We start from the raw sequence: 24,742 nt of genomic DNA on the forward strand, positions 1-24,742 counted from the left end.
GGACCCGGCCCGCGGCACGGGACGCCCCCCGGTGGGTTCGCGCGTCCCCCGGCACCCGGCACGCCGCCCGGCGGTGTCCCGCGGGCGGGTGCGCAGCCACCGCGCCGGCCGAACGGACCCGGCGGTCCTGGTGGTCCCGGCGGCCCCGGTGGTCCGGGCGGCTTCGCCGCGCCCGGCGGTCAGGGCGGCCCCGGTCGCCCCGGTGGTCCGAACGCCCCCGGCGGTCCAGGTGGCCCGAACGTCCCTGGCGGCCCCCACGGCTCCGGTGGTCAGGGCGGTCCGGGCAGCTCCGGCGGCCCCCACGGCTCCGGCGGTCCGGGCAGCTCCGGCGGCCCGAACGCCCCCGGTGGCCCGAACGCCCCGGGCGGCCCCGGCGGTCGCCCCGGCGCCCCGGACACCCGCGCGGCCGCGGGCAGCGTGCCCGGCGGTCCGCCCCAGCGCCCGAACACCCCTCCCGGTGGCCTGCGCCGCCCCGGCGGCCCGGCCGGTCCGCCGCCGCCCGGCGGCCGTCCCCCCGCGGGCGGCCCCGCCGGTCCCCGCCGCCCCGGCGGCGCCACCGAGCGCCGCCCCGGCGAGGAGCCGACGGAGATGCTGGTGCCGGTGCACCAGAGCCTCCCCCGCGAGCCCGAGCTCCTCACGCACCGCGAGGACGAGGTCGAGCTGGAACCGTTCTACGACGAGGACGGGTACGACTACGAGCTCACCGAGGCGGAGGCCAAGGCCGTGCGCCGGAAGAAGCTCTGGCGCCGCGTCCGCCGGACCACCTACGTGGCGCTCGGCCTGATGCTGCTCGCCCCGGTCGTCGCCTTCGCCATCGCCTACCAGGTGGTCGAGGTGCCCAACCCGGAGCAGGTCGCCGCCGACCAGAGCAAGGTCATCTCGATCCGCTACGCCGACGGCTCGGAGATGGCCCGGATCGCGCTCGGCGAGGCCAACCGCACGCTGGTGAAGTACGAGGACCTGCCGGACTCCATCAAGAACGCGGTGTTCGCCGCCGAGGACCCGACGTTCGAGACGAACCTCGGCTTCGACATGCGGGCCATCGCCCGCGCGGTCTGGTACCAGGCCACCGGTCGCGAGTCCGGCGGCTCGGGCCTCACCCAGCAGTACGTCAAAGAGGCGACCGACCAGTCCGACGCCACGTTGGCCCGCAAGTTCAACGAGATGGTCGCCGCCTACAAGATGTCGGAGCAGCAGGACAAGCACGACATCCTCACCGCGTACCTGAACACGGTCTACTTCGGCCGCGGCGCGTACGGCGTCAAGACCGCGGCGAAGGCGTACTTCGGCGTCGACGACCTCCAGCAGGTCACGCCGGCGCAGGCGGCCGTGCTGGCGGGCATGATCCAGAGCCCGAGCCGGTCGGAGGACCTCCCGTACGTCGAGGAGCGCTGGAACTACGTGATGAACCAGATGCTCCGGTTCAACTGGATCGACTCGACCTACCGGGAGACCGAGAAGGTGCCCGAGCGGATCTCGCTGACCGAGCAGTCCGGTCTGAGCGGTCCGCGCCTGCACATCCGGGACCAGGTCCTGGAGGAGATGGCCAGGGTCGGCTGGGACCAGGAGAAGGTCCAGAAGATCGGCGTCACCGTGCACACCACGATCGACCCGAAGATGCAGCAGTCCGCCGAGGACGCGGTCAACCAGGTGCTCGACGGCCAGCCGGAGGACCTCAAGACCTCCCTCTCGGCGGTCGACCCGACCAGCGGCGCGGTGCGGGCCTACTACGCGGGCGAGGACGGCGCCGGGCAGGACTACGCCCGCGAGACGCTCCAGGAGGCCGGCTCGTCGTTCAAGCCGTTCGACCTGGTGGCCGCCCTCCAGGCGGGCAAGGGCCTGGGCAGCACCTACGACGGCCGGTCGCCGAAGTCCTTCGACATCGGCACGGACAAGCCGCTGGTGATCCGCAACGCCTCGGACCGGGGCAACTCGTGCGGTGAGCAGTGCCCGGTCCGCAAGGCGATGGAGATGTCGCTGAACACCGTCTTCTACGAGATGGTGCTGGAGATCGGCACCCAGCCGGTCGCCGACGCGGCGTTCGAGGCCGGCATCCCGAAGACGGTGAACGTGTACGGGGAGGAGCGCAAGCTCCTGTCCAACGAGACCGGCGGGCCGCCGAACATCGGCATCGCGCTCGGCGGTGGCGAGGCGCAGGTGCGGCCGTTCGACATGGCCTCCGCCTACGCGACGTTCGCCGCCCGCGGCGTCTACCACGAGCCGTTCTTCGTCTCGAAGATCACCAAGGACGACGGCGAGGCGATCTACCAGCACGTCGACGTGTCCCGGGTGGCGTTCGACGCGGACCCGACCAAGAGCCAGAACATCGCGGACAACGTGACCGAGGCGCTGCGGCCGGTCCTGAAGTACTCGCGGCTCGAGTGCGCGGGCGGGCGCGAGTGCGCGGGCAAGACCGGCACGCACGAACTCCCGGACGACGCCGGCCAGAACTCGAAGGCGTGGATGGTGGGCTACACGCCGACGCTGTCGGCGTCGGTGTGGATGGGCAAGAACGAGGGCAACAAGGCGTTGCAGGACGCCAGGGGCAACCCGATCTTCGGTGGTGGGCTGCCGGGCCAGATCTGGAAGAAGTTCATGGACAACGCCCTCGCGGGGTCGGAGTCCGGGCGCTTCCCGAAGGCCAAGCCGATGGGTCAGTACGACAACCCGCGACCCGTCGTGACCACCACGAACCCGTCGACGAACCCGTCGGAGAACCCGGACCGCAGCCGGGACCGCACCACGACCCAGGAGACCACCACCACGCCCCCGACGACGACCACCAGGCCGCCGCGGCCGTGCACGGGGCTGGTCTGCCCGACCACGCCGACCGCGCCGACCACGTCGGACGAGAACGACCCCGACCCGGGGCCGGGCAACAACGTCCGACCACCGGGCGGCGGCTGATCCACCCCCGCGAAGTTCATCCCTGAGCAGAAGGGCCCGGCTCCCCGCCGGGCCCTTCTGCTTTGTCCGGGAAATCTGTCAACGAAGTGCTTTTGTTCACCCGAAAAGACGAGGGTGATCTGCACCACGAACCGGGTCAATTGACTTCGGATGCACCCTGTAGTTCTCTCGTTTTGAAGGTTCACGCAGCCAGGGGGGCACAAGTGGGCAAGTTCTTCGCCATGATCTAGCAGACCGGTGGTGACCCCGCCTCGTCCAGGCGGTCACCCAGGTCGTCGTTTCCGGTTCCGTCGCAGCCCGCAGGTCATCACCTGCGCCTTTGCCGCGCGGAACGTTCCCCGTGACGCATTGCGGACGCACCGCGCCACCGCGGCGTCGAACCACACCCGCACCACCGGTGAGCACCCGCTCGGGTGCTCGCCAGTCGAGCGCGCCCAATTCCGCGCGCCCGGCCGGATTCCCCTGCGATCACCTCGAAGAATGGTGGGCCCGTGCGAAGGAAGAAAATACTGCTGCCCGCGGCGATAGCGCTGCTGGCCTCGTTGGCGCCGGTCCCGGTCGCCGCGGCGGAACCGGCGCCCGACCGGGCACCGGCCGCGCCCGCGGCGCCGGTCGAACCACCCGCGGTGGCGGCCGAGCGGCGCGGCGAACTCCTGGGCGCCGACTGGAAGGCGTCCGGCGACCGACTGTGGACCACCAGCGGTGACGCCAACGGCTTCCACGTGCTGGTGGCCGAGGCCAGGACCGGGTACTCCTGGCGAACCGCGGCCACCCTGCGCAAGCCGGGCCTGGAGGCGGACGCGTGGGTCGGCAACGCGTGCGTGACCGGCTCCGGGACCAGGGCCGTGGTGGTCTACGCGCCGCGGGCGTTCACCAACGACGAGAAGCTCTTCGCCCGCGGCGGGTTCTCCGCGGTGGTCGACCTGGTGTCCGGCGCCGTCACCGACCTGCCGGTCCGCACCACGCTGGCCTACTACAACCCCGGTTGCGGTCTCGGTGAGGAGGTCGCGCTCACCCAGGCGGGCGACACCGACCTGGTCAAGACCGGTCTGCGCACCGTCGACGCGGCGACCGGCCGGCTCAGCGGGCGCACCGAGCTGGACGGCCAGCTCACCTCCGCCGTCCCGCTGCGGGACGGTTTCGCGGTGGCGGGCGGCACGGGCGTGCTGCACGTCGGCCGGGACGGGAAGAAGCAGCGGATCGCCAAGAACGCCGGCGTCCCGTTCAACCTCAGGGCCGACCGGGACGGCGGCGTCGTCTTCATGGCCGCCGAGGACGGCGAGACGGTCAACGTCCAGCGCTCCACCGGGGTGCGGGGCAAGATCTCCCTGCTCGCGCGGGGCGCCGTGGGCCGGGTCGACCTGACCACCGCGAGCAGCGGCCGGGTGTTCATCACCGGTGAGGCGCGGCTGGAGGGCCTGCCCCCGGTCGTCACCGCGCTCGACGTGCCGGCGGGCTCCTCGGTGTCCACCGCCGCCGAGGCCGTGATCACCGGGCTGACCCCCGCCAAGACCTCGCGCGAGGCCCTGTCCCAGCCGTGGAACGTCAGGGCCCGCAGCCTCAAGACCGGCCGGGAGATGGGCTTCGGGGTCGACCCCGCGAACGCGCTCACCCCGCGCGAGGTCGACCCCGGCTACACCTGCGCCATCCCCCGCAACGACGTGCAGCGGCAGGTGCTCCAGCCCAAGCCCAAGCAGGTGGAGTGGGCGGTGGACATGGCGGTGAAGGGTCACCTGGACGTCCACCGGCCCGCCGGCTGGGGCGGTCACCCGGGTGGTTACCGACCGCAGACGATGTTCCCGCCCCTGCCGATGGCCAACGCCAACGGCGGTCAGGTGCCCGCGCAGGTCATGCTCGGCATCACCGGCCAGGAGTCGAACCTGTGGCAGGCCGCCCGGTTCGTCCTGCCCGGCGAGACGGGCAACCCGCTGATCGGCAACTACTACGGCCAGGAGCTCTACGACACGAACGAGGGCAACGACTGGGACATCGACTTCTCCCACGCCGACTGCGGCTACGGCGTCACCCAGATGACCGACGGGATGCGCAAGCCCGGCGCCGGGAACGCCCTGCCGTACGACCAGCAGCTCGCCATCGCCACCGACTACGCGGCGAACACGGCCGCCGGCCTGCGGAAGCTCCAGGAGAAGTGGAACGAGCTCCAGGCCGCCGGCATGACGCTGAACAACAACGACCCCGACATGATCGAGAACTGGTTCTTCTCGGCCTGGTCCTACAACTCCGGCTTCAAGCCGCAGGGCGGTGACCCGACCGGCGCCTGGGGCCTGGGCTGGACCAACAACCCCGCGAACCCGAACTACGACCCGGACCGCAAGCCGTTCGGCGAGGACCCGAGGGACTTCGCGCACCCGCAGGACTGGCCCTACCCGGAGAAGGTGCTCGGCTTCGCGGCCAACCCGCCGAGCGGCTGGGAGGACCCGTACACCGAGGTGCCGTTCTTCCTCTACGGCCTGTGGCCGGGCGGTGTCGGCGGGATCGACGAGCCGGGCAGCGCCGCGTACAACAAGCACCGGGTGAAGCCGGACCGCCACCTGTTCTGCACGGCCGCCAACGACTGCGTGCCCGGCGGCAGGTTCACGCCGACCGACCCCGCGGTGGACGACGACCCGGAGCGCGACACGGGCCCGTGCGCGCACAAGAACGGCGCCGGCCAGTACGACCTCAAGTGCTGGTGGCACGCGTCGGCGGCGTGGAAGCCGAACTGCAACACCTGCGGTGTCGAGTACACGCGGTACGACTACCCGCTCAACTCGGCGGAGCCCGCGAACGGCGGCAGCTGGCCGCCCTACTGCCCGCAGGACGTCGAGCTGCCGCACAGCACGCGGAGCCTGGTCGTCGACCACGACGCGCCGACGCGCCGACCCGAGTGCGCCAACAGGGTGCCGTCGGACGGTGTCATGTCGTTCCGCTACGACAAACCGGGGGCGTGGGTCGACCTGCACCAGCTCGGCACCGGCTTCAACGGGCACTCCTGGATCAGCCACACCAAGCAGAACACCCCGGCCGAGCTGAAGGCCGTCGCGACGGTCGACTGGACACTCGGCAAGAAGCTGCGCACCCGCGCGGGCGTCTGGGCCTACATCCCCATGCACGCCTCGGCGAAGACGACCGCGGCGGTCTACGAGCTGGAGACCGCGCTGGGCAGGCAGACCGTCACGAAGAACCAGCGCGACTACCGCGGTCGGTGGATGCCCCTGGGCAACTTCGACTTCGACAACATCCCGAAGGTCACCCTGAGCACGCTCACGGGTGACGGCGCGAGCGGCAACGTGGTGGCGTTCGACGCCCTCATGTTCGCCCCGCTGACCGAGTACCAGCAGGACGACGACTACGTCATCGCCGGCGGGTTCACCCACATCGCCAGCAACAGGTGCCCCACGGCGTCGACCCTGACCTACCCGGCGCCGGTCACGCTCCAGGAGTGCCTGGGCGAGTTCAACGAGGACTGGCTGGTCCGCCTCGTCCCGGGCACCGTGAACTCCCGGAACGCCAAGGAGTACCGACTGGTCCAGCGGTCCACCGGGCTGTGCATGGCCGCCCGGCACGACTCGGCGACGAACAAGTACGTCGTCGAGGCCAGGCAGTGCGGTCCCGACCCGAAGACGGACACGTCGGCCCTCTGGACCGCCACCTCCCTGTCGGGCCCGGACAAGGACATGAACCAACCGCAGAGCTCGGCCATCTGCAGCCTCCACCTGCCGGTCCCGTGCATCCAGCCGGACGGCGAGGGCACGGCCGCGGGAACGCCCCTCGTGGTGAAGACCTGGGGTTCCGGCACCACCCCGTACTTCAAGTGGTGACCGGGCCGTAGGGGTCCGGGCACGGGCACCCCGCCGGGCGCCCGTGCCCGCCCCCCACCGACCGGGTCCACCGCTAGACGGGAGATCGAGGAGAGATGAACAGAAGACGAGGTCGGCTCCTGCTGACCACCTCCGCGGTGTCGTTGGCGCTGCTCGCGCCGACCGTGCCGACCGCCACCGCGACACCCGCCGCACCGCCGGTGCGGCAGCAACCCGCGACCGCCGAACCGGCCGCGCCGAACACCACCGACCCCGCCCGGCGGGACCGGGTGCTCGGCGCGGGGTGGCAGCGGTCGACGGACCGGGCCTGGACCACCAGCGGTGACGGGGACGGCTTCCACGTCCTGGTCGCCGACGCCTCGACCGGCTACACGTGGCGCACCGCGGCGACCCTGTCGGAACCGGGGTTCGAGGCCGACCAGTGGATCGGCAACGCCTGCGTGACCGGGTCCGGCAAGCGCGCGGTCGTCGTCTACGCGCCGCGGATCTTCACCAACCGGGACCAGCTGGCCGGTCGGGGCGGGTTCGGCGCGACCGTGGACCTGGACACCGGCGCGGTGACCAAGCTGCCGGTCCGGTCGAGCCTGGCCTACTTCAACCCGGGGTGCGGCGCCGGCGAGGGCGCCGTGTTCACCGAGGAGGGTGACGACCTCGGCCGGACGCGGCTGACCAAGCTCGACGCCGGCACCTCCGCGCTGGCGAAGCCGGTCGAGGTGGAGGGTCAGGTCACCTCGGCCGTGCCGACGGCCGCCGGGGTGGTGGCGGCCTCCGGCTCGGCGCTGGTCAGGATCGACGACAGCGGCAACCGCACCCGGGTCACCGCCGCGACCGGGTCGCCGTTCATGGTGCGGCCGGACGCCGACGGCGGCGTGGTGTTCCTGGAACGGCTGGGCGACCGGGTGCGGGCGCGGCGCGCGCTGCCCGGCGACCCGCGGGCGAGGGTGACCACGCTGGCCACCGGCGGGATCCGGGACCTGGGCGTCACCTCGGGCCGGGCCGGGTCGGTGTTCCTCACCGGCAAGGCCGACGAGGTCGGCGCGCTGCCGCGGTCCGTGGTCAAGGTCGACGCGGCCCGGGACGCGCTGGTGTCCACCGAGGGCCGCGTGGCGGTGGAGCGGTCCGGGTGGGCCGGCCCGCCGGGGGCCGACCCCGGCGCCGCGCGTCCCGCGGAGGTGGAGCTGAAGGTCCTCGGCACCGGGGAGCGCCTGGGCTTCACCGTCGACCCGACGACCTCGGTCGGCGCGCACGCGGCGAGCGGGCGCGAGCCGCGCCCGGGGTCCGGGACGCCCGGTGGGATGAGGGCCAACGCGGACCTCGCCAACCCGGTGGACGCCGAGCGCACCTGCGCGATCCCGCGCGGCGACGCCGGCGCGATGGCCACCCAGCCCACGGCGCTCCAGGCGGAGTGGGCGGCGGACCGCGCCGTGCTCGGCACCCTGGAGAACACCGACGGCGCCCAGGCCCTGTTCCCGTCGATCCCGCTGCTCGGCGGCGAGAAGGTGCCGCCGCAGATCCTCCTCGGCATCATGGCCCAGGAGTCGAACCTGTGGCAGGCCGCCCGGTTCGCGCTGCCCGGCGTGAGCGCCAACCCGCTGATCGGCAACTACTTCGGGCTGGCCATCTACAACGAGGACGGCGGCGACGACTGGGACGTCCACTGGGACGACGCCGACTGCGGTTACGGCATCACCCAGGTCACCGACGGCATGAGGACGGCGGGCCGCGAGGGCGGTCACGCGCCCGCGCTCCCGGCGGCCCAACAGCGGGCGATCGCGCTGGACCACAAGACGAACATCGCGCGCGGCCTCCAGATCCTCCAGCAGAAGTGGAACCAGACCCGGGCGGCCGGCCTCGTCGTGAACAACGGCAACCCGCGCAAGATCGAGAACTGGTTCTTCGCGGTGTGGGCCTACAACTCGGGGTTCAACCCGAACCGGGGCGACGGCTCGCCGTGGGGCGTGGGGTGGACCAACAACCCGGTCAACCCGCGCTACCCGGCCAACCGGCTGCCGTTCCTGGAGTTCAACCAGGCCGACGCGGTGCGGCCGAACCTGTGGCCGTACCCGGAGAAGATCATGGGCTGGGCCGCGCACTCGATCTCGACGCCCACGGGCCCAGGGTTCGAGCCGGCCTGGTGGAACACGGCGGGCTCGAACGGGAACCTGTACCGCGAGCAGGTGAAGCCGCCGGTCGACCTGTTCTGCACCGCGCAGAACGACTGCCACCCGGGCCAGGCGTGGGTGCCCGACGACCCGTCGGTGCTGCCGGGCCCAGGTGACGACCCGGAGCCGCCGGGTCCGTGCGACCACCGGAACCCGGCCACGGGCAAGCGGGACCTCAAGTGCTGGTGGAACCTGCCCGCGACGTGGAAGCCCGACTGCGAGCTGACCTGCGGCGTCTGGAACTTCCGCTTCGACGTGGAACCGTCCCCCGGCTGGGGGACGAACTACCCGCCGCGGTGCGCGCAGGACACCCTGCCCGCGAACGCCCTGATCGTCGACGACCTGCCGGCCACACCCGCGGCGCTGCCGGCGAAGTGGGCCGACCCCGTCCGCCGCTGCACGCGGGACTGGACCAGCCAGGGCACGTTCGGCCTCCAGTTCGACAACCCGTCCGCCAAGATCGACTTCCACCAGATCGGCGCCGGCTTCGACAACCACTTCTGGTTCGGGCACACCCGCAAGGACGACGCCGCGGGCAACCTGGGCAAGGTCACCGGGACGTGGACGCTGAACCGCCGGCTCGACGGGTGGGCGCGCGTCATGGTGCACATCCCGGACCACGGCGCCCACACCAGGCAGGCGCGGTACGAGGTGGAGACCGGGACGGCGACCAAGCACCGGACCGTGCTCCAGCGGACCGAGGCGAACAAGTGGGTCTCGCTCGGCGTGTTCCGGTTCGCCGGCACGCCCCGGGTGCGGCTGTCGACCACCACGTTCGACGGGTTGGGCGTGGAGGACGTCGCCTGGGACGCGGTGGCCTTCCAGCCGATGCCGAACAAGCCCGCGAACGTGGTCGTGGCGCTGGGCGACTCCTACTCCTCCGGTGAGGGGGCGGGCGGGAACGCCGCCTACTACCGGGAGACGAACGTGTACGGCGACGAGCCGGACCTGCGCAACGCCTGCCACCGGTCGCCGCACGCCTGGTCCAGGCAGGGCAAACTCGCCGCGCACGGCGGCAACACCATCGGCCAGATCGCCGACTTCTACAACGACCCCACGCTGGACTACCACCTGCTCGCGTGCAGCGGCGCGCGGACCCGGCACGTCCTGCCGTTCCACTCGGCGGGCGAGGACAAGCCGACCGACTCGCTGGGGCAGGAGGGCGAGGGGATGTACAGCGAGGTGTCCCAGCTGGACCGGGGCTTCGTCGACGAGAACACCACGCTCGTGACCATGTCCATCGGGGGCAACGACGCCCGGTTCACCGACATCATCAAGACGTGCCTGTTCTACGTCGGCCCCTGCTACAACGCGACCATGGACGGCGACGGCAAGACGCTGGGGGAGGCGGCGCCGGAGCGCATCCGCAACGAGGTGATGCCGTCGGTCGACAAGGCCGTCCGGGAGATCCACCGCATGGCGCCGAACGCCAAGATCGTGCTGATGGGGTACCCCAGGCTGATGGAGCGGCGCGGTGACTGCGCGGTGACGTTCGCGGGGCTCACGATCGACTGGCTCGCCGAGATGTCGGACCTGCTCGCCAACCAGTACGCCGGGCTGGTGCTCGACCTGAACGTCGACGGGATCCCCGTCGAGTTCGCCGACCCGAGGGCCAGGTTCGCCGGCAAGGCCGCGTGCGGCGACCCGGCGCGGATCAACTTCATCGTCACCACCAGGACCGACGGCGACCAGCCGCTGACCAGCCAGCCCGTGCCCGCCGAGTCGATGCACCCGACCCGGGAGGGGCACCAGCTGTACGGGGAGGTGTTCACCGACGCGCTGAGGAGGCTGGGCCTGTGAGACCCGGCGCCCCGCTCCCCGTCGCGGGCGGGGCGCCGGTCCGCCCGTCCGCGGTGCCCCCCGGTCGCGGTGCCCCGGTCGACCGGGGGCACCGCGGACACGTCCCGCGGCGGACCTCACAGCCGGTGTTGACCCGTGCCCGTAGCATCGCTGCCCGTGGCCAGTCCCTCGCACACCCAGGCGAACGCCGACGACGCCGACTCCCTCGGTCCCGAGGAGCGGGTCAACCCGACGTGGACCGAGGCGCCCGCGCGGGCGGTGAGCAGACTGGTCGGCGGACCGGTCGGCCGGCACGCCCAGGTCGGCCGGCAGTGGTTCTGGACGCCGCTGCGGGTGGTGCTGCTGTTCGCGGTCGTGACGCTGGCGCTGGCCTGGTTCCAGAAGTCGCCGTGCGTCCAGCAGTACGTCGACGACAACGGCGTGGTGCAGCTGGACTGGCGGGGCAGCAGGCAGTTCGTCGCCCTGTGCTACTCCGACACCGTGCCGCTCTACACCGCGGAGCGGCTGGACCAGGCGGGCACGTTCCCCTACCGGACCTCGTGGGTGGACGACGAGGGCAAGCCGACGGCGCACGTCCGGTACATGGAGTACCCGGTGCTGACCGGCATGTTCATGCTGCTCAACGCCCGGATGGCGCAGGGGTGGACGGTGATCGCCCAGTCGGGCTGGCTGCCGAACCCGATGACCGTGATCGTGTACTTCAACATCACCGCGTTGTGGTTGGCGCTGGCCTGGCTGGTGACGGCGTTCGCGGTGTCGCAGCTGGCCAGGCGCAGACCGTACGACGCGGTGCTGGTGGCGGTCTCCCCGCTGGTCGTCGTGCACGCCTTCACCAACTTCGACACGCTGGCCACGGCGTTCGCCACGGCGGCCATGCTGGCGTGGGCGCGGAAGAAACCGCTGCTGGCGGGCATGCTGCTGGGCCTGGGTGGAGCGGCGAAGCTGTACCCGCTGTTCCTGCTCGGGCCGTTGCTGCTGCTGTGCTGGCGGTCGGGGAAGCTGCGGGCGTTCCTGACCACGCTGGGCGCGACGCTGGTCACCTGGGCGGCGGTGAACGCGCCGATCGCGCTGCTCTACCCGGCGGGCTGGCGGGAGTTCTTCCGGCTGAACACCGAGCGCGGCGTGGACCCGGACTCGCTCTACAACGTGGTCGCGCAGTGGACCGGCTGGCCGGGCTTCGACCCCGGGCTGGCGCCGGGGCAGGCGCCGGAGGTGCTGAACGCGGTCAGCGCGGCGCTGTTCCTGGTGTGCTGCGCGGCGATCGGGTACGTGACGCTGTCCGCCCCCCGCCGGCCGCGGTTCGCGCAGCTGGGGTTCCTGGTGGTGGCGGCGTTCCTGCTGACGAACAAGGTGTGGAGCCCGCAGTACTCGCTGTGGCTGGTGCCGCTGGCGGTGCTCGCCCTGCCCCGCTGGCGGCTGCTGCTGGCGTGGATGGCGGTCGACGCGCTGGTGTGGGTGCCGCGGATGTACTTCTACCTGGGGGTGGAGAACAAGGGGCTGCCGATCGACTGGTTCCTGGGCACGGTGGTGGCCCGGGACGCGATGGTGGTCCTGCTGTGCGTGCTGGTCGTGCGCGAGATCTACCGGCCGGACCTCGACAAGGTGCGGCAGTCGGGCGACGACGACCCGGCGGGCGGGCCGCTCGACGGGGCACCGGACCGGTTCGTGCTGCGGTTCGGGCGCGGGCGCGGGCGGGAGCGGGAGCGGGTGGAGGCGGCCCCGGCCGCTACGCCCGTGGGCTGACGTCGCCCGCGGGCTCGGGAGGCCGCCGGCGCGCCGGCCGGCGGTCGGTGAAGGTCACCTCGGCCCGCAGGAACACCAGGAACAGCGCGGCCAGCAGCACCGCCCGCCCCCACACCCCGATGACCACGGCCTGCGCCGCGAACCCGTCGTAGATGCCGGACGGTTGGCCGGACTCGATGGCGTAGTACCAGCGGAAGATGCCGATGCCCATCGCGAGGTCCGCGGCGAAGTAGGCCGCCACCCAGCCCCAGTTCACCCGCAGCAGCACGAACATCGGCACCAGCCACAGCGTGTACTGCGGCGAGTGGACCTTGTGCAGCAGCAGGAACCCGCACAGCATGGCCGCCGACACCGGCACCCACGGGTAGGTGCCCTCGACCAGGTGGCGGCGCCACCCGAGCCGGCAGGCCAGCGCGAACGACAGCAGGACGGTGACCGGCGAGAGCACCGACACCACCGACTGCATGGTCTCGTCCGCCATGAACGGCCGCATCGACCAGAACCAGACCGAGTTCGTGGTGATGTCCACCCGCCGCAGGCCCTGGAACGTGAACGAGGCCCGCCAGCCCTCCGGGCCCGCCACCGCGAACGGCAGGTTGATCACCACCGCGGTGAGCACCGCCACCAGCGCCACCCGGGTCGCGCCCACCGGGTCGTACCGCCGGCCGGCGGGCAGCTCCCGGCCACCCGGGCCGCCGGTCAGCACGTACAGGCACAGGGGCAGCACGAAGATCGCCGGGTAGAGCTTGAACGCGAAGCCGATGCCGAGCAGCACCGCCGCGACCACCGCCCGGTCCACCAGCGGCCGGTCGCGGCGGCCGTGGCCGTGGTGCACCGCGTACACCGCGGCCACGGCGCAGAACACGACCGGCAGGTCCCAGTTGTGGAACGCGTAGAGCACCAGCGGCGGGCCGAGCGCCCAGATCAGCGCCCGCCACCGGCTCAGCCTGCCGAGCAGGTACCCGGTGGCCAGGCCGAACGGCGCCATCAGCAGCGCCGAGAACAGCAGGAACGCCCCGTCGGTGTGCGCGAAGAACGCGCCCATCCAGATCAGCAGGCCGGTCAGCACCGGGTACTCGACCACCCCGCCGACCAGCACGCCCCCGCTGGTGATGTCGCCGTTGACGTACGGGAACACGTGGCGGTCGACGTCGCGGCCGATCCACAGGTGCTGGACGTCGGAGTAGCAGACGTCGGCCTTGTTGCGCTCCTCGTAGTCCGGGGCGCTGCGGCCCCACGCGTCGAACTCCGGGCCGGTGCAGCGGTCCTTGTTGAGGAAGCCCGCGAACAGCGTGAGGCCGCACAGCAGCACGAGCGCGGCGAGCGCGACCCGGCCGAACCCCGGCGCCCGCGGTCCGGCGTCCGCGCGCCCGGGCACGGCCGCCTCCCGCGTCGAGCTCATCGGCCCAGGTGCTCGCGGAGGAACGCGATGTCGGCGGCCTGGCCCTCGGCCGGCGTCTCGACCACGACCGGCGCGCCCGCGGCGGCGACCACCGCGACGAGCTGCTCGGGGTCGATGGTGCCGGTGGCGATGTTGGCGTGGCGGTCGCGGGCGGAGCCGAACGGGTCGCGCGAGTTGTTCAGGTGCACCAGGTCGATGCGGCCGGTGATGGCCCTGACCCGGTCGACGATGCCCACCAGGTCCTCGCCGGAGGCGAACGCGTGGCAGGTGTCCAGGCAGAACCCGGCGTCGAACTCGCCGACCGCGTCCCACAGCCGGGCCAGCATGTCGAAGGTCCGCGCCATGGCGTTGTCGCCGCCCGCGGTGTTCTCGATCAGGACCCGGGTGGGGAACCCGCCCTTCTCGGCCTGCCGCTCGAACATCTTCCGCCAGTTGGCCACGCCGTCCAGCGGGTCGTCGCCGCCGGTCACGTGGCCGCCGTGCACCACGAGGCCCCGGGCGCCGACCTTCGCGGCGGCCTCGGCGTGCTGGAGCACCAGCTTGCGGGACGGGATGCGGATCCTGTTGTTCAGCGACGCCACGTTCGCCACGTAGGGCGCGTGGACGAAGACGTCCAGGTCGGAGGCCAGCAGGTCGTCGGCCTTGGGGTGGACCGGGGGCGCCTTCCACCCCTGCGGGTCGGCCAGGAAGAGCTGGACGACCTCGGCCTCGCGTTCGGCGGCCGCGCCGAGCGGATCGTCGTCGCGGAGAACGTGAGCCCCGATGCGCATGGTGTGCAGGGTAGTGGGGACGTGCAACCTCCCGGCCGCCACCGCCGACGAGCAAATCGTTCGGTCCCGGGGGTGGTTCGCGTCACCATCAGGACCTACGCTCGTTACTTGTAAGTAGGAAACGGCGTGCGGCGCACCAGGAGGCAGCACATGCGGACCCGGCTCACCCGGCTGTTCGGCGCGGTCGCCGTGGTGTTCGCGGCCGGCACGGCGGGCGTCGTGGGGAGTGCCGGGACGGCCGCGGCCGCGGAGCCGGTGGTCGTGGGCAGCTGCGCGACGACGGTGCGGGGCGCGCCGGGCACGCCGGTGGCGCTGAGCCCGGCCGCGGTGCTCGACCCGGTGGTCGACCTGGTGCGCGCGGTGCCGCTGCTCGGTCCGCCGCTGGCCGAGCCGTTCAAGCGGGCGTTCACCGCGCTGCCGCCGATCCCGATCGGCGCGGTCCAGGCGGGCGACTCGGTCATCACCGGCGGCGAGATCGCCAACAGGGTCAACGCGGAGCTGGACAAGCTGCCGCTGCTCGGTCCCGTCATCACCACGCTGACCGGCTCCGTGCGGACCGAGCTGACCCGGCTGTGCGGCGTCGCGGTGCAGGTCGTCAACGGGGTCGCCGCGCCGGTCCAGGACGGGTCGAAGGCGCTCGCGGACGCCTCGGAGCAGGCCGCGGGCCAGGTCGTGCCGCCCCGGCCGGGCGGCACGCCGACCCCCGCCCCCGGTGGCACGCCGCCGCCGGCCGGTCAGCCGGGCACGAACCCGGGCACCGGCACGCCCGGCGGCACGCCGAACCCGCGGAGCCCGTTCACCCCGGTCGGCGGCGTGGGCGCGCTGGACGTGCCGCTGTACGGCTCGAACCCGTGGGGCGGGAACTTCGGCCGCGTGCCGCTGTTCGGCTACGGCTCCCTGCCGTTCGCCGTGCCCGGCCGGTACGCGCCGTCGCCGGGCGTGCGCTACGGCGGCGGGGTGGACGGCTACCGGCCCGGCTACGAGCTGCCCAGCGCCGGCGACTCGGACGGCGTGCAGACCGCCGGTCATGCCCAGGCGCTGCCCGGTGTGGGTCGGATGGGCGGCGGGGTCGCGGCCCCGGTGCTGCTCGCGGTGCTGATGCTGGCCTGCGTCACGGGGGCGCTGGTGCGGACCTGGGTGCTGCGCCGAGCGGTCGCCTGAGCGGTGGCCCCGGCCCCGCGCCGGGGTGCTCGAGTCGCCAGAAGGCCCAACCGGGCGGGCCGCGGTTGCTGCGTTCGCCCGCAGATTGATCACGCTTTGCGCTGGGAGCGTTACGGGTCGTCACCTCCGCGAACCCCGAAGGGGATCCGATGGCCAGACGAACCCTCACCGCGCTGTCCGCACTCACCCTCGCCGCGGCCCTGACCGCGGTGGGCGGGGCCCGCGCGCCCGCCGCGACCGCGCCGCCCCCACCCGACACCCCGGTCACGAGCGACGGCCGGATCGGCGCGCCACCCGGGGCCCCGCGCGCCACCGCCCGCCACACCACCGGGTTCGCGGGCACCGGCGCCGGCAGCGCCCGACCCGCCGACGCCCGACCCGCCGACGCCCGACCCGCCGACGCCCGACCCGCCGACGCCCGACCCGCCGACGCCGGGCCGCGCGCGACGGCCCCCGGCGGGACCGGCGTCCAGTCGATCATCGCGCCGGACGGGCGCGTGCAGGTCACCGGCACCACGGCCTACCCCGCCAGTGCCGACGTCTACGTCACCTACACCAGGCCGAACGGCTCCACGGGCTGGTGCACCGGCTGGCTGTACGCGGCGAACGCGGTCGCCACCGCCGGCCACTGCGTGCACTCCGGCGGCAGCGGCGGCGCGTGGAACACGAACTTCACCGTCCACCCGGGCCGCGACGGCGGCTCCTCGCCGTTCGGCAGCTGCGGCGTGAGCAACACCTTCAGCGTCACCGGGTGGACCCAGAACGCCAACGCCGAGTACGACTACGCGGGCTTCAAGCTCAACTGCTCCGTGGGCGACACCACCGGCTGGTACGGCATGAGCTGGACCACCGCGTCGCTCGACGGCACCGCGGTCGGCAGCTCGGGCTACCCGCAGGACAAGCCGGCCGGCACGCAGTGGTCCACCACCAGCTCGATCAGCGCCTCCTACCCCCGCCAGCTGGCCCACCACCTGGACACCGTGGGCGGGCAGGACGGCTCGGTCGTGCGGGCCGCCGGGTGCTCGACGTTCTGCGGCATCGCGGTGCACGCGTACGGCCACGGGGACCACAACCGGGGCACCCGGATCACCGAGGCGGTGTTCGCGAACTACCAGAACTGGAGGCTCTGAGCAGCCGCGACGGCCCCCCGGGGACTCCCCCCGGGGGCCTGTTACCCTGGACGGGTTGCTGACGCGACGACCCTCCTGCCACGGAAAGCCCGTGGCCGCCGAGTCCACAGGAGGTGAGTGGTCTACATGCGTCATTACGAAGTGATGGTCATCCTCGACCCCAGTCTCGACGAGCGCACGATCGCGCCGTCCCTCGACACGTTCCTCAACGTCATCCGCACCACGGGTGGCAACGTGGAGAAGGTCGACGTCTGGGGCAAGCGCCGTCTCAGCTTCGAGATCAACAAGCAGAGCGAGGGCATCTACGCGATCCTCGACCTGACCTCGACGCCCGACGCGGTGAAGGAGCTGGACCGCCAGCTCGGTCTCCAGGAGACCATCCTGCGCACCAAGGTCCTGCGGCGCGAGCCCGCCAAGGCCGCCAAGGCCGCGGCCAAGGCTGCCGCGAGGGCGTCGGTCAAGTCGGCCAAGTCGGCCGCCAGGGCCCTGGCCAAGGCGTAGGGGCTACCCGGACCATGGCAGGCGAGACGACGATCACGGTGGTCGGGAACCTGACCGCCGACCCGGAACTGCGCTTCACCCAGTCCGGTGCCGCGGTGGCGAGCTTCACGGTCGCCTCCACGCCCCGGACCTTCGACCGCCAGAGCGGCGAGTGGAAGGACGGCGAAGCCCTCTTCCTGCGGTGCAACGTGTGGCGGCAGGTCGCGGAGAACGTGGCCGAGTCGCTCACCCGCGGCTCGCGCGTGCTCGTGACCGGGCGCCTGCGCCAGCGTTCCTTCGAGACGAAGGAAGGCGAGAAGCGCACGGTCATCGAACTGGAGGTCGACGAGATCGGCCCCTCCCTGCGCTACGCGACCGCGAAGGTCAACAAGGTGAGCCGGGGTGACGGCGGCGGCGGCTTCGGCGGCGGCGGCGGTCAGTCCCGTGGCGGTGGCGGCGGCGGCGCACCGGCCGACGACCCGTGGGGCTCCGCGCCCCCGGCGGGTTCCGGTGGTTTCGCCGACGAGCCCCCCTTCTAGACCGCACCGCATCCACCACTCTTCCGCGTCACCAGGAGTACACACATGGCCAAGCCGCCTGTGCGCAAGCCCAAGAAGAAGGTCTGCGCGTTCTGCAAGGACCGCAACGCCAACATGATCGACTACAAGGACACCACCCTGCTCCGGAAGTACATCTCGGACCGGGGCAAGATCCGCGCCCGCCGGGTCACCGGCAACTGCAGCCAGCACCAGCGCGACGTCGCGGTCGCCGTCAAGAACGCCCGCGAGATGGCGCTGCTGCCCTACACCTCGACCGCTCGCTGAGAAAGGGGACGGCACAGTGAAGCTCATCCTCACCGCTGACGTGACCGGCCTCGGCGGTCCCGGCGACATCGTCGAGGTCAAGGACGGCTACGGCCGCAACTACCTGCTGCCCCGCGGCCTGGCGATCCTCGCCACCAAGGGCGCGGCCAAGCAGGTCGAGGTCATCCGCCGCGCCCAGGACACCCGCCGGGTGCGCGACCTGGACCACGCCAAGGAGCTCAAGGCTTCCCTGGAGGGTCTCGGCTCGATCACGCTGCGGGCCAAGGCCGCGTCGGGCTCGAAGAAGCTGTTCGGCTCGGTGACCTCGTCCGACGTGGTGTCGGCCGTGCGCGCCGCCGGCGGCCCCGCGCTGGACAAGCGGGCCGTCGAGCTGGCCGGCCACATCAAGACCGTCGGGCAGCACTCGGTCAACGTCCGGCTGCACCCGGAGGTCACCGTCGCGCTGGCCGTCGAGGTCTCGGCCGCGGGCTGAAGCACCACCTGTTCGGCGTCGGAGGCGCCGTTCGACCGGGACTCCCGGTCGGGCGGCGCCTTCGCGCGTCCGGCTGTGGACAACTCTTGTGACGCCCGGTGCGCGACACGCCGAAGGGGCTGTTGCACGCGACACGCCGACGGTGTGACAAAGGACTTTTCCACAAATTTATCCACAGGTTCTGACCTGGGAAAACTTCCGTCACCGACCGAGTTGTACCCAGGTTGTCCACAGGTTTCCCCAGCGTTGTGGTCAGCTCGCGACAACCATCCCCAACCTGTCCACCGGGTTGTCCACAAGCTCGGTTGCCCACGCTGTCCGGGGGGCTCTAGCGTCGCTGAATCCCTGGCGTGGTGCCCGGAAAATGTCGGACCCACGGGGTAGAACATCCTGCACGGCAGCAGATTGGGGTGAGTGCGCGGTGGCGCTGGTGGACGACCGGGGGATGATGGCCGAGCCCGGCTTCGAACGACAGCCGCCCCAGGACCTCGCCGCCGAGCAGTCGGTCCTGGGCGGGATGCTGCTGAGCAAGGACGCGATCGCCGACGTGGTCGAGGTCCTCGCGCCCAACGACTTCTACCGCCCGGCCCACCAGGCGGTGTACGACTGCGTGCTGGACCTCTACGGCCGCGGCGAGCCCGCCGACCCGATCACGGTGTCCGCGGAGCTGGAGCGGCGGGGCGAGCTGCTGCGCGTCGGCGGCGCCCCGTACCTGCACACGCTCATCGCCACCGTGCCCACCGCCGCCAACGCCTCCTACTACGCCGAGATCGTGGCCGAGAAGGCCGTGCTGCGGCGGCTGGTGGAGGCGGGCACGCGGATCGTGCAGCTGGGCTACAACGGCGCCGAGGGCGCGGACGTCGACGAGGTCGTCGACCGGGCCCAGGCGGCGATCTACGAGGTGACCGAGCGGCGCACCACCGAGGACTACGCGGCGCTGGAGGACCTGCTCCAGCCGACCATGGACGAGATCGACGCCATCGCCTCGCGCGGCGGCGCCTCCCTCGGCATCCCCACGGGCTTCGCGGACCTCGACGAGCTGACCAACGGCCTGCACCCCGGCCAGATGATCATCGTCGCGGCCCGTCCCGGCGTGGGCAAGGCCCTGGCGCTGGACACCCCGCTCGCCACGCCCACCGGGTGGACCACGATGGGCCGGGTGGCCGTGGGGGACCGGCTGCTCGACGCGGACGGGCGGCCCACGACGGTGGTCGCCGCGACCGACGTCCTGCGCGGCCGGCCGTGCTACGAGGTCGAGTTCTCCGACGGTTCGGTGCTGGTGGCCGACGCCGAGCACCAGTGGCTGACCGACATCCCGGCGCACGACGTCCCGGCGCACGACGTCCCGGCGCACGGTGCGCCGGCGTCCGACACCCGGGCGTCCTGGGCACCGGCACCCGGCACCCCGGCGTTCGACATCCCGGAGTCCGGGGCACCGGTCGGGCGCGGGACCGGGGTGCGCACCACCCGGGAGATCGCCGGGGACCTGCGTCGCGGGACGGCCCACGCGGTGGCCACCACCCGCCCCCTCGACCTGCCCGAGGCCGCGCTGCCGCTCGGCCCCTACACCCTCGGCGTCCGGCTCGGCGGCTCGCGGGACACCGACCCGGAGTCGGTCTGGCACGTCGAGGCCGAGGGGTACCCGGGTCCGTCGGACGAGGCCGTCGAGGGCGTGCTGCGGGAGCTGGGCGTGCCGGGCGACGAGCACATCCCCGAGCGGTACCTCCGCGCCTCCGCCGCGCAGCGGCGCGCCCTGCTCGCCGGCGTGCTCGACGCGGGCGGCACGGTGACCGGGGGTGGTTCCGTGCGGTTCGAGGCGACCACCGAGCGCCTGGCCGAGGACGTCCGCGAGCTGGTCGTGGGCCTGGGCCACCGGTGCGCCGCAGGTGCCGGGCGCGTCGTGGTCCTCGACACCGGGGACGACGTCTTCCGCCTGGAGCACAAGCGGTTGGCGCTGAAGGAGCGGCGACGGGCGACGGGCGACGGGCGGACCGGTTCGCGGTTCGTCGTCGCCGTGCGGCCGGTCCCGAGCGTCCCGGTGCGCTGCGTGGAGGTGGACAACAGCGACCACCTCTACCTCGCGGGCCGGTCGATGATCCCCACCCACAACTCCACCCTGGGCCTGGACTTCGCCCGCTCCTGCTCGGTGAAGCACGGCCTGACCAGCGCCATCTTCTCGCTGGAGATGTCGCGCACCGAGATCGTCATGCGCATGCTGTCCGCCGAGGCCCGCATCCGGCTCGGCGACATGCGCAGCGGCCGGATGAGCGACGACGACTGGACGCGCCTGGCCCGGCGGATGAGCGAGATCAGCGAGGCCCCGCTGTTCGTGGACGACTCGCCGAACCTGACCATGATGGAGATCCGGGCCAAGGCCCGGCGGCTCAAGCAGCGCCACGACCTGCGGCTGCTGGTCGTGGACTACCTCCAGCTGATGTCGTCGGGCAAGCGCACCGAGTCGCGGCAGCAGGAGGTCTCGGAGTTCTCCCGGAACCTGAAGCTGATCGCCAAGGAGCTGGAGATCCCGGTGATCGCGATCAGCCAGCTGAACCGAGGTCCGGAACAGCGCACCGACAAGCGGCCGCAGCTGTCGGACCTGCGTGAGTCCGGGTCGCTGGAGCAGGACGCGGACATGGTGATCCTGATCAACCGGCCGGACGCCTGGGAGCGGGACGACCCGAGGGCCGGCGAGGCGGACCTGATCGTGGCCAAGCACCGCGCCGGCCCGACGGCCACCATCACGGTGGCGCACCAGCTGCACTACAGCCGCTTCGCCGACCTGGCCCAGGGCTGATCAGGGGCCGACCCGGCGGTTCCCCACCCGGCACCGGGTCCGGGTGCCGCTTCGCCGGCCGGCGTCCGAGCCCCCCGGCTCATGTCGTGGCCGGCTCCGCCTCCGGTCGGCGCCGGGTGAGCACCAGGGGACCGTCCTCGGTGATGGCCACCGTGTGCTCGGAGTGGGCGGTGCGCGAGCCGTCGGCCGAGCGGATGGTCCAGCCGTCGGGGTCGTAGACGATCCGGTCGGTCGTGCGGGCGAACCAGGGTTCGAGCGCGAGGGTCAGCCCCGGGCGGAGCGTCAGGCCCCGGCCCGCCCGTCCCTTGTTGGAGACGTGCAGGTCCTCGTGCATGGTGCGGCCGATGCCGTGACCACCGAACTCGGTGTTGACCGGGTAGCCGTGGGCGCGGGCCACCGCCCAGATCGCCGCCGAGATGTCGCCCAGGCGGTTGCCCGGACGGGCCGCCTCGATCCCGGCCTCCAGCGCCTCCTCGGTGGCGCGGATGATCCGCAGGTCCTCCTCGGCGGCGGTGCCGACGACGATCGTGCGCGCCGAGTCGGCCACCCAGCCGTCGATGCCGACCGCGAGGTCCGCGCTGAGCACGTCGCCGTCGCGCAGCACGTAGTCGTGCGGCAGGCCGTGCAGCACGGCGTCGTTGACCGACAGGCAGATGACGTTGCGGAACGGGCCCTTGCCGAAGGAGGGGGCGTAGTCCCAGTAGCAGGACTCCGCGCCGCGCCGCTCGATCATGCCGCGCACGTGGTGCTCCAGGTCCAGGAGGTTGACGCCCACGTCGGCGAGTTCGCCGACCTCGGTGAGGACCTCGGCGACGAAACGCCCGGCCACGTGCATGCGCTCGATCTCCGCAGGCGTCTTCAGCTCGATCATGGTGCCCTCATCCGTCGTGCGTTGGTATAATAATACCAACTTAGCACTTGCTGGTATTAAAATACCAGCCGTACCCTGGTGGTGTGGTCCGCAACCCGCTCACGCCCGAACAGATCGAGGCCGGCCGACGTCTCGGGAGGCTGCTGCGCGAAGCGCGGGCGGACCGGGACCTGGGTGACGTGGCACGCGCGGCGGGCATGTCGCCGGAGACGTTGCGCAAGATCGAGACCGGCCGGCTCCCCACCCCCGCCTTCGGCACGATCGCCTGCCTCAGCGAGGTGCTCGACCTGCCGATCCAGGACCTGGCCGCCGCCTGGCGCAACGGCTCGCGGCTCGAAGAGGCGTCGTGACGACCACCGCCGACCGCACGCGCCGCTGACGGTGGAACACCCGAGGTCACGGCCCCGGCATGACCGCTGCCGCCGGGTGGTCGGGTGAGCAGGGCGGCCGGGTGATCGGGGCCGCCGGAGTTGTGGCCGCAGGCCCGGGGAGGTTGCGACTCAGGGGTTCTAGCCCAGGGGTTGCGACCCGAGAAGTTGCAGCCGGGTGGGTTGCGGCCCAAGGAGTTGTGGCCCGGGGAGTCGCAACCCCGAAAGGTTGTGGCGCGATCGGCGGCGGAGGCCGCGGTGCCGCCGCCGATCGCGCGAGCCGCCGCCGGACCCCCCTTCCCCCCAGGCCGCCGGCGCTCTGCCCGGGATCCTCGCGGACCCCGGTGGTCGAGGAGGCGGCCCAGCCCCCCTGTACCGCTACCGGGCCGCCTCGGTGACGAGTGTGCTCCCCCGGTCCTGCAAACCCTTTGTGCGGTTCTGCAATCCCCTGGTCACGGCGCTGCACCGAGAGGTCGACGGACCGCTCCACGCGGTATCGGCGCAGCGTCGCGGCGCTTACGATCAAGGGATGCCACCCGACGCGGCGCGGCGCAGCGACCGTTCGAGGCGGGCGATCCTCGTGGCCGCGTTGGAGTTGGTCGAGGCGCTCGGCTACTCCCGGTTGACCATCGAGGCCGTCGCGGCTCGGGCGGGGGTGGGCAAGCAGACCATCTACCGGTGGTGGTCGTCGAAGGGACCGCTGCTGTTCGAGGCGTTCGTGGAGCTGGGACCGGTCGAGCGGGACCCGCGGCCCAGCGGCGACCTGGCCACCGACCTCCGGCTGGAACTGCGGGCGACGGTGGAGGAGCTGAACGAGCGGCGGTTCGACCAGGTGTGCCGGGTCCTGGTCCACGAGGCCCGCACCGACCTGCTCACGCTGCTGCTGACCCCCCGCCGCGTGCGGCTGGAGGAGCGGTTGCGCGCCGGGCAGCGCGCGGGCGAGGTGCGGCTGGACGTGGACGTCGCGGCGGCGGCGGACCTGCTGCTCGGACCGGTGCACCAGCGGTGGCTGCTGCGGACCGCGCCGCTGTCCGGGGAGCACGCCGACGCGGTGGTGGACCTGGTGCTCCGGGCGCTGCGGGGGTGACCCGCCCCGGTAGTAGGGTTCGCCGGTGGTCGAGTACGCCGTGGTCGACGTGGAGACGACGGGGTTCGCCGCGCGGGGGTCCGACCGCGTCGTCGAGGTCGCGGTGGTGCAGCTCGACCGGCACGGCCGCGTCACCGGCGAGTGGTGCACGCTGGTCAACCCGGGGCGCGACCTCGGGCCGCAGCACGTGCACCGGATCAGCGCCGCCGACGTGTGGCACGCGCCCGCGTTCGCGGCGGTCGCCGGGACGCTCGCGGACCGGTTGGCCGGCCGGGTCGTCGTCGCGCACAACCTGGCGTTCGACGCGCGCTTCCTGACCGCCGAGCTCCACCGCGCCGGGGTGCCGGTCGAGGTGACCGGACTGTGCACGATGCGGTTGGCGGACCGGTTCCTGCCACCGCGCGCCGGGCGGTCGCTGGCGGCCTGCTGCGCGGCGGCCGGCGTGGTGCTCGACTCGGCCCACTCCGCCCTGCACGACGCCCGCGCCACGGCCTCGCTGTTCCGCCGCTACCTGCGGTTCGGGCCGCTGGCCGGGACGCCGTTCCCGCCGCTGGGGCTCGCCGCCGACGCGGTCGAGGTGCGGCGCGGGGTGGCGGGGGTGGCGGGTGTGGGAGGGGCGCCGGCCGGCGCCGAGCCGGTCCCGCTGGTGCGGGGTGACGTGGTGGTGTTCACCGGGCAGATGCGCTCGCCGCGCGAGGTGTGGGTGGACCGGGCCTGCGGCGCGGGGCTGGTCAGCCAGGGCTACGTGACCCGGTCGACGCGGGTGCTCGTCGCGGCCGACCCGTGCACCCTGTCGAGCAAGGCGCGGCGGGCGCGGGCCTACCGGGTGCCGATCGTGTCGGAGGACGACTTCACCGGGATGCTCGACCAGCTCGACTGAAGCGGCGGGACCCCTGGCGCGAAAGGCGGCAGAAGGACCAGACCCACAGCACCAGATGCACAAAGCACCA

The 24,742-nt window shown here is 72.7% G+C and carries 17 protein-coding genes; 14 read left to right on the top strand and 3 right to left on the bottom strand.

The features are described from left to right. The first annotated feature begins 588 nt into the window (after positions 1 to 588). The 4 genes from Q5530_RS03735 (at position 589) to Q5530_RS03750 (ending at position 12,433) form a co-directional block, all read left to right on the top strand. A complete protein-coding gene (locus Q5530_RS03735; RefSeq protein WP_415360728.1) occupies positions 589 to 2,907 on the top strand; it encodes a transglycosylase domain-containing protein in 2,319 nt (772 codons plus the stop codon). Positions 2,908 to 3,398: 491 nt separating this feature from the next. Continuing rightward, entirely contained in the window at positions 3,399 to 6,728 is a 3,330-nt protein-coding gene (locus tag Q5530_RS03740; RefSeq protein WP_415360730.1) for a hypothetical protein, read from the top strand. Between the two features lie 95 nt (positions 6,729 to 6,823). Next, the gene (locus Q5530_RS03745; RefSeq protein ID WP_415360731.1) at positions 6,824 to 10,690 is read left to right on the top strand and encodes a hypothetical protein; all 3,867 of its coding nucleotides are present in this window, start codon (positions 6,824 to 6,826) and stop codon (positions 10,688 to 10,690) included. A gap of 156 nt (positions 10,691 to 10,846) precedes the next feature. Next, positions 10,847 to 12,433 carry a glycosyltransferase family 87 protein gene (locus tag Q5530_RS03750; protein ID WP_415360732.1) on the top strand — a complete coding sequence of 529 codons (1,587 nt, stop codon included), beginning with the start codon at positions 10,847 to 10,849 and terminating at the stop codon, positions 12,431 to 12,433. On the opposite strand, the gene Q5530_RS03755 is transcribed toward Q5530_RS03750, so the two are convergent. Together Q5530_RS03755 and Q5530_RS03760 are read right to left on the bottom strand one after the other, a co-directional pair. Then, on the bottom strand, positions 12,417 to 13,835 hold the full coding sequence (locus tag Q5530_RS03755; protein ID WP_415360733.1) for a glycosyltransferase family 87 protein: 1,419 nt from the start codon (positions 13,833 to 13,835) through the stop codon (positions 12,417 to 12,419). The genes Q5530_RS03750 and Q5530_RS03755 overlap by 17 nt on opposite strands. After that, positions 13,832 to 14,605, bottom strand: a complete 774-nt coding sequence (locus tag Q5530_RS03760) for a deoxyribonuclease IV (RefSeq protein WP_415360734.1) — start codon at positions 14,603 to 14,605, stop codon at positions 13,832 to 13,834. The genes Q5530_RS03755 and Q5530_RS03760 overlap by 4 nt, the downstream gene beginning before the upstream one ends. 150 nt (positions 14,606 to 14,755) lie before the next feature. Here Q5530_RS03760 and Q5530_RS03765 point away from each other — a divergent pair, with 150 nt between their 5' ends. The 7 genes from Q5530_RS03765 to dnaB all read left to right on the top strand — a co-directional run bounded on the left by Q5530_RS03765 (position 14,756) and on the right by dnaB (position 21,466). After that, positions 14,756 to 15,766 carry a hypothetical protein gene (locus Q5530_RS03765; RefSeq protein WP_415360735.1) on the top strand — a complete coding sequence of 337 codons (1,011 nt, stop codon included), beginning with the start codon at positions 14,756 to 14,758 and terminating at the stop codon, positions 15,764 to 15,766. A gap of 149 nt (positions 15,767 to 15,915) precedes the next feature. Next, positions 15,916 to 16,896, top strand: coding sequence for a trypsin-like serine protease (locus Q5530_RS03770; protein ID WP_415360736.1), 981 nt, complete (start codon positions 15,916 to 15,918; stop codon positions 16,894 to 16,896). Positions 16,897 to 17,022: 126 nt separating this feature from the next. Beyond that, positions 17,023 to 17,397: a 30S ribosomal protein S6 gene (gene rpsF, locus Q5530_RS03775; protein ID WP_380639533.1), complete on the top strand. Its 375-nt coding sequence runs from the start codon at positions 17,023 to 17,025 to the stop codon at positions 17,395 to 17,397. 14 nt (positions 17,398 to 17,411) lie between these two features. Continuing rightward, on the top strand, positions 17,412 to 17,915 hold the full coding sequence (locus tag Q5530_RS03780; protein ID WP_415360737.1) for a single-stranded DNA-binding protein: 504 nt from the start codon (positions 17,412 to 17,414) through the stop codon (positions 17,913 to 17,915). A 45-nt stretch (positions 17,916 to 17,960) separates the two neighbouring features. Next, the gene (gene rpsR / locus Q5530_RS03785) at positions 17,961 to 18,200 is read left to right on the top strand and encodes a 30S ribosomal protein S18 (RefSeq protein ID WP_344034493.1); all 240 of its coding nucleotides are present in this window, start codon (positions 17,961 to 17,963) and stop codon (positions 18,198 to 18,200) included. Positions 18,201 to 18,216: 16 nt separating this feature from the next. After that, positions 18,217 to 18,672, top strand: a complete 456-nt coding sequence (gene rplI / locus Q5530_RS03790) for a 50S ribosomal protein L9 (protein ID WP_380639529.1) — start codon at positions 18,217 to 18,219, stop codon at positions 18,670 to 18,672. Between the two features lie 421 nt (positions 18,673 to 19,093). Continuing rightward, positions 19,094 to 21,466 carry a replicative DNA helicase gene (dnaB, locus tag Q5530_RS03795; RefSeq protein ID WP_415360738.1) on the top strand — a complete coding sequence of 791 codons (2,373 nt, stop codon included), beginning with the start codon at positions 19,094 to 19,096 and terminating at the stop codon, positions 21,464 to 21,466. 79 nt (positions 21,467 to 21,545) lie between these two features. Here dnaB and map read toward each other — a convergent pair whose 3' ends face one another. Then, positions 21,546 to 22,337, bottom strand: coding sequence for a type I methionyl aminopeptidase (map, locus tag Q5530_RS03800; protein ID WP_415360739.1), 792 nt, complete (start codon positions 22,335 to 22,337; stop codon positions 21,546 to 21,548). Between the two features lie 83 nt (positions 22,338 to 22,420). On the opposite strand from map, the gene Q5530_RS03805 reads away from it, so the two are divergent. The 3 genes from Q5530_RS03805 (at position 22,421) to Q5530_RS03815 (ending at position 24,672) form a co-directional block, all read left to right on the top strand. Next, positions 22,421 to 22,687, top strand: a complete 267-nt coding sequence (locus tag Q5530_RS03805) for a helix-turn-helix transcriptional regulator (protein WP_380639523.1) — start codon at positions 22,421 to 22,423, stop codon at positions 22,685 to 22,687. 547 nt (positions 22,688 to 23,234) lie between these two features. Continuing rightward, on the top strand, positions 23,235 to 23,792 hold the full coding sequence (locus tag Q5530_RS03810; protein WP_415360740.1) for a TetR/AcrR family transcriptional regulator: 558 nt from the start codon (positions 23,235 to 23,237) through the stop codon (positions 23,790 to 23,792). 25 nt (positions 23,793 to 23,817) lie between these two features. After that, complete coding sequence (locus Q5530_RS03815) at positions 23,818 to 24,672, top strand: exonuclease domain-containing protein (RefSeq protein WP_415360741.1); 855 nt, start codon at positions 23,818 to 23,820, stop codon at positions 24,670 to 24,672. Positions 24,673 to 24,742: the final 70 nt, after the last annotated feature.

Origin of the sequence: Saccharothrix sp. BKS2, from assembly GCF_047689505.1 — a bacterium.
GTDB lineage: Bacteria > Actinomycetota > Actinomycetes > Mycobacteriales > Pseudonocardiaceae > Actinosynnema > Actinosynnema lopnurensis.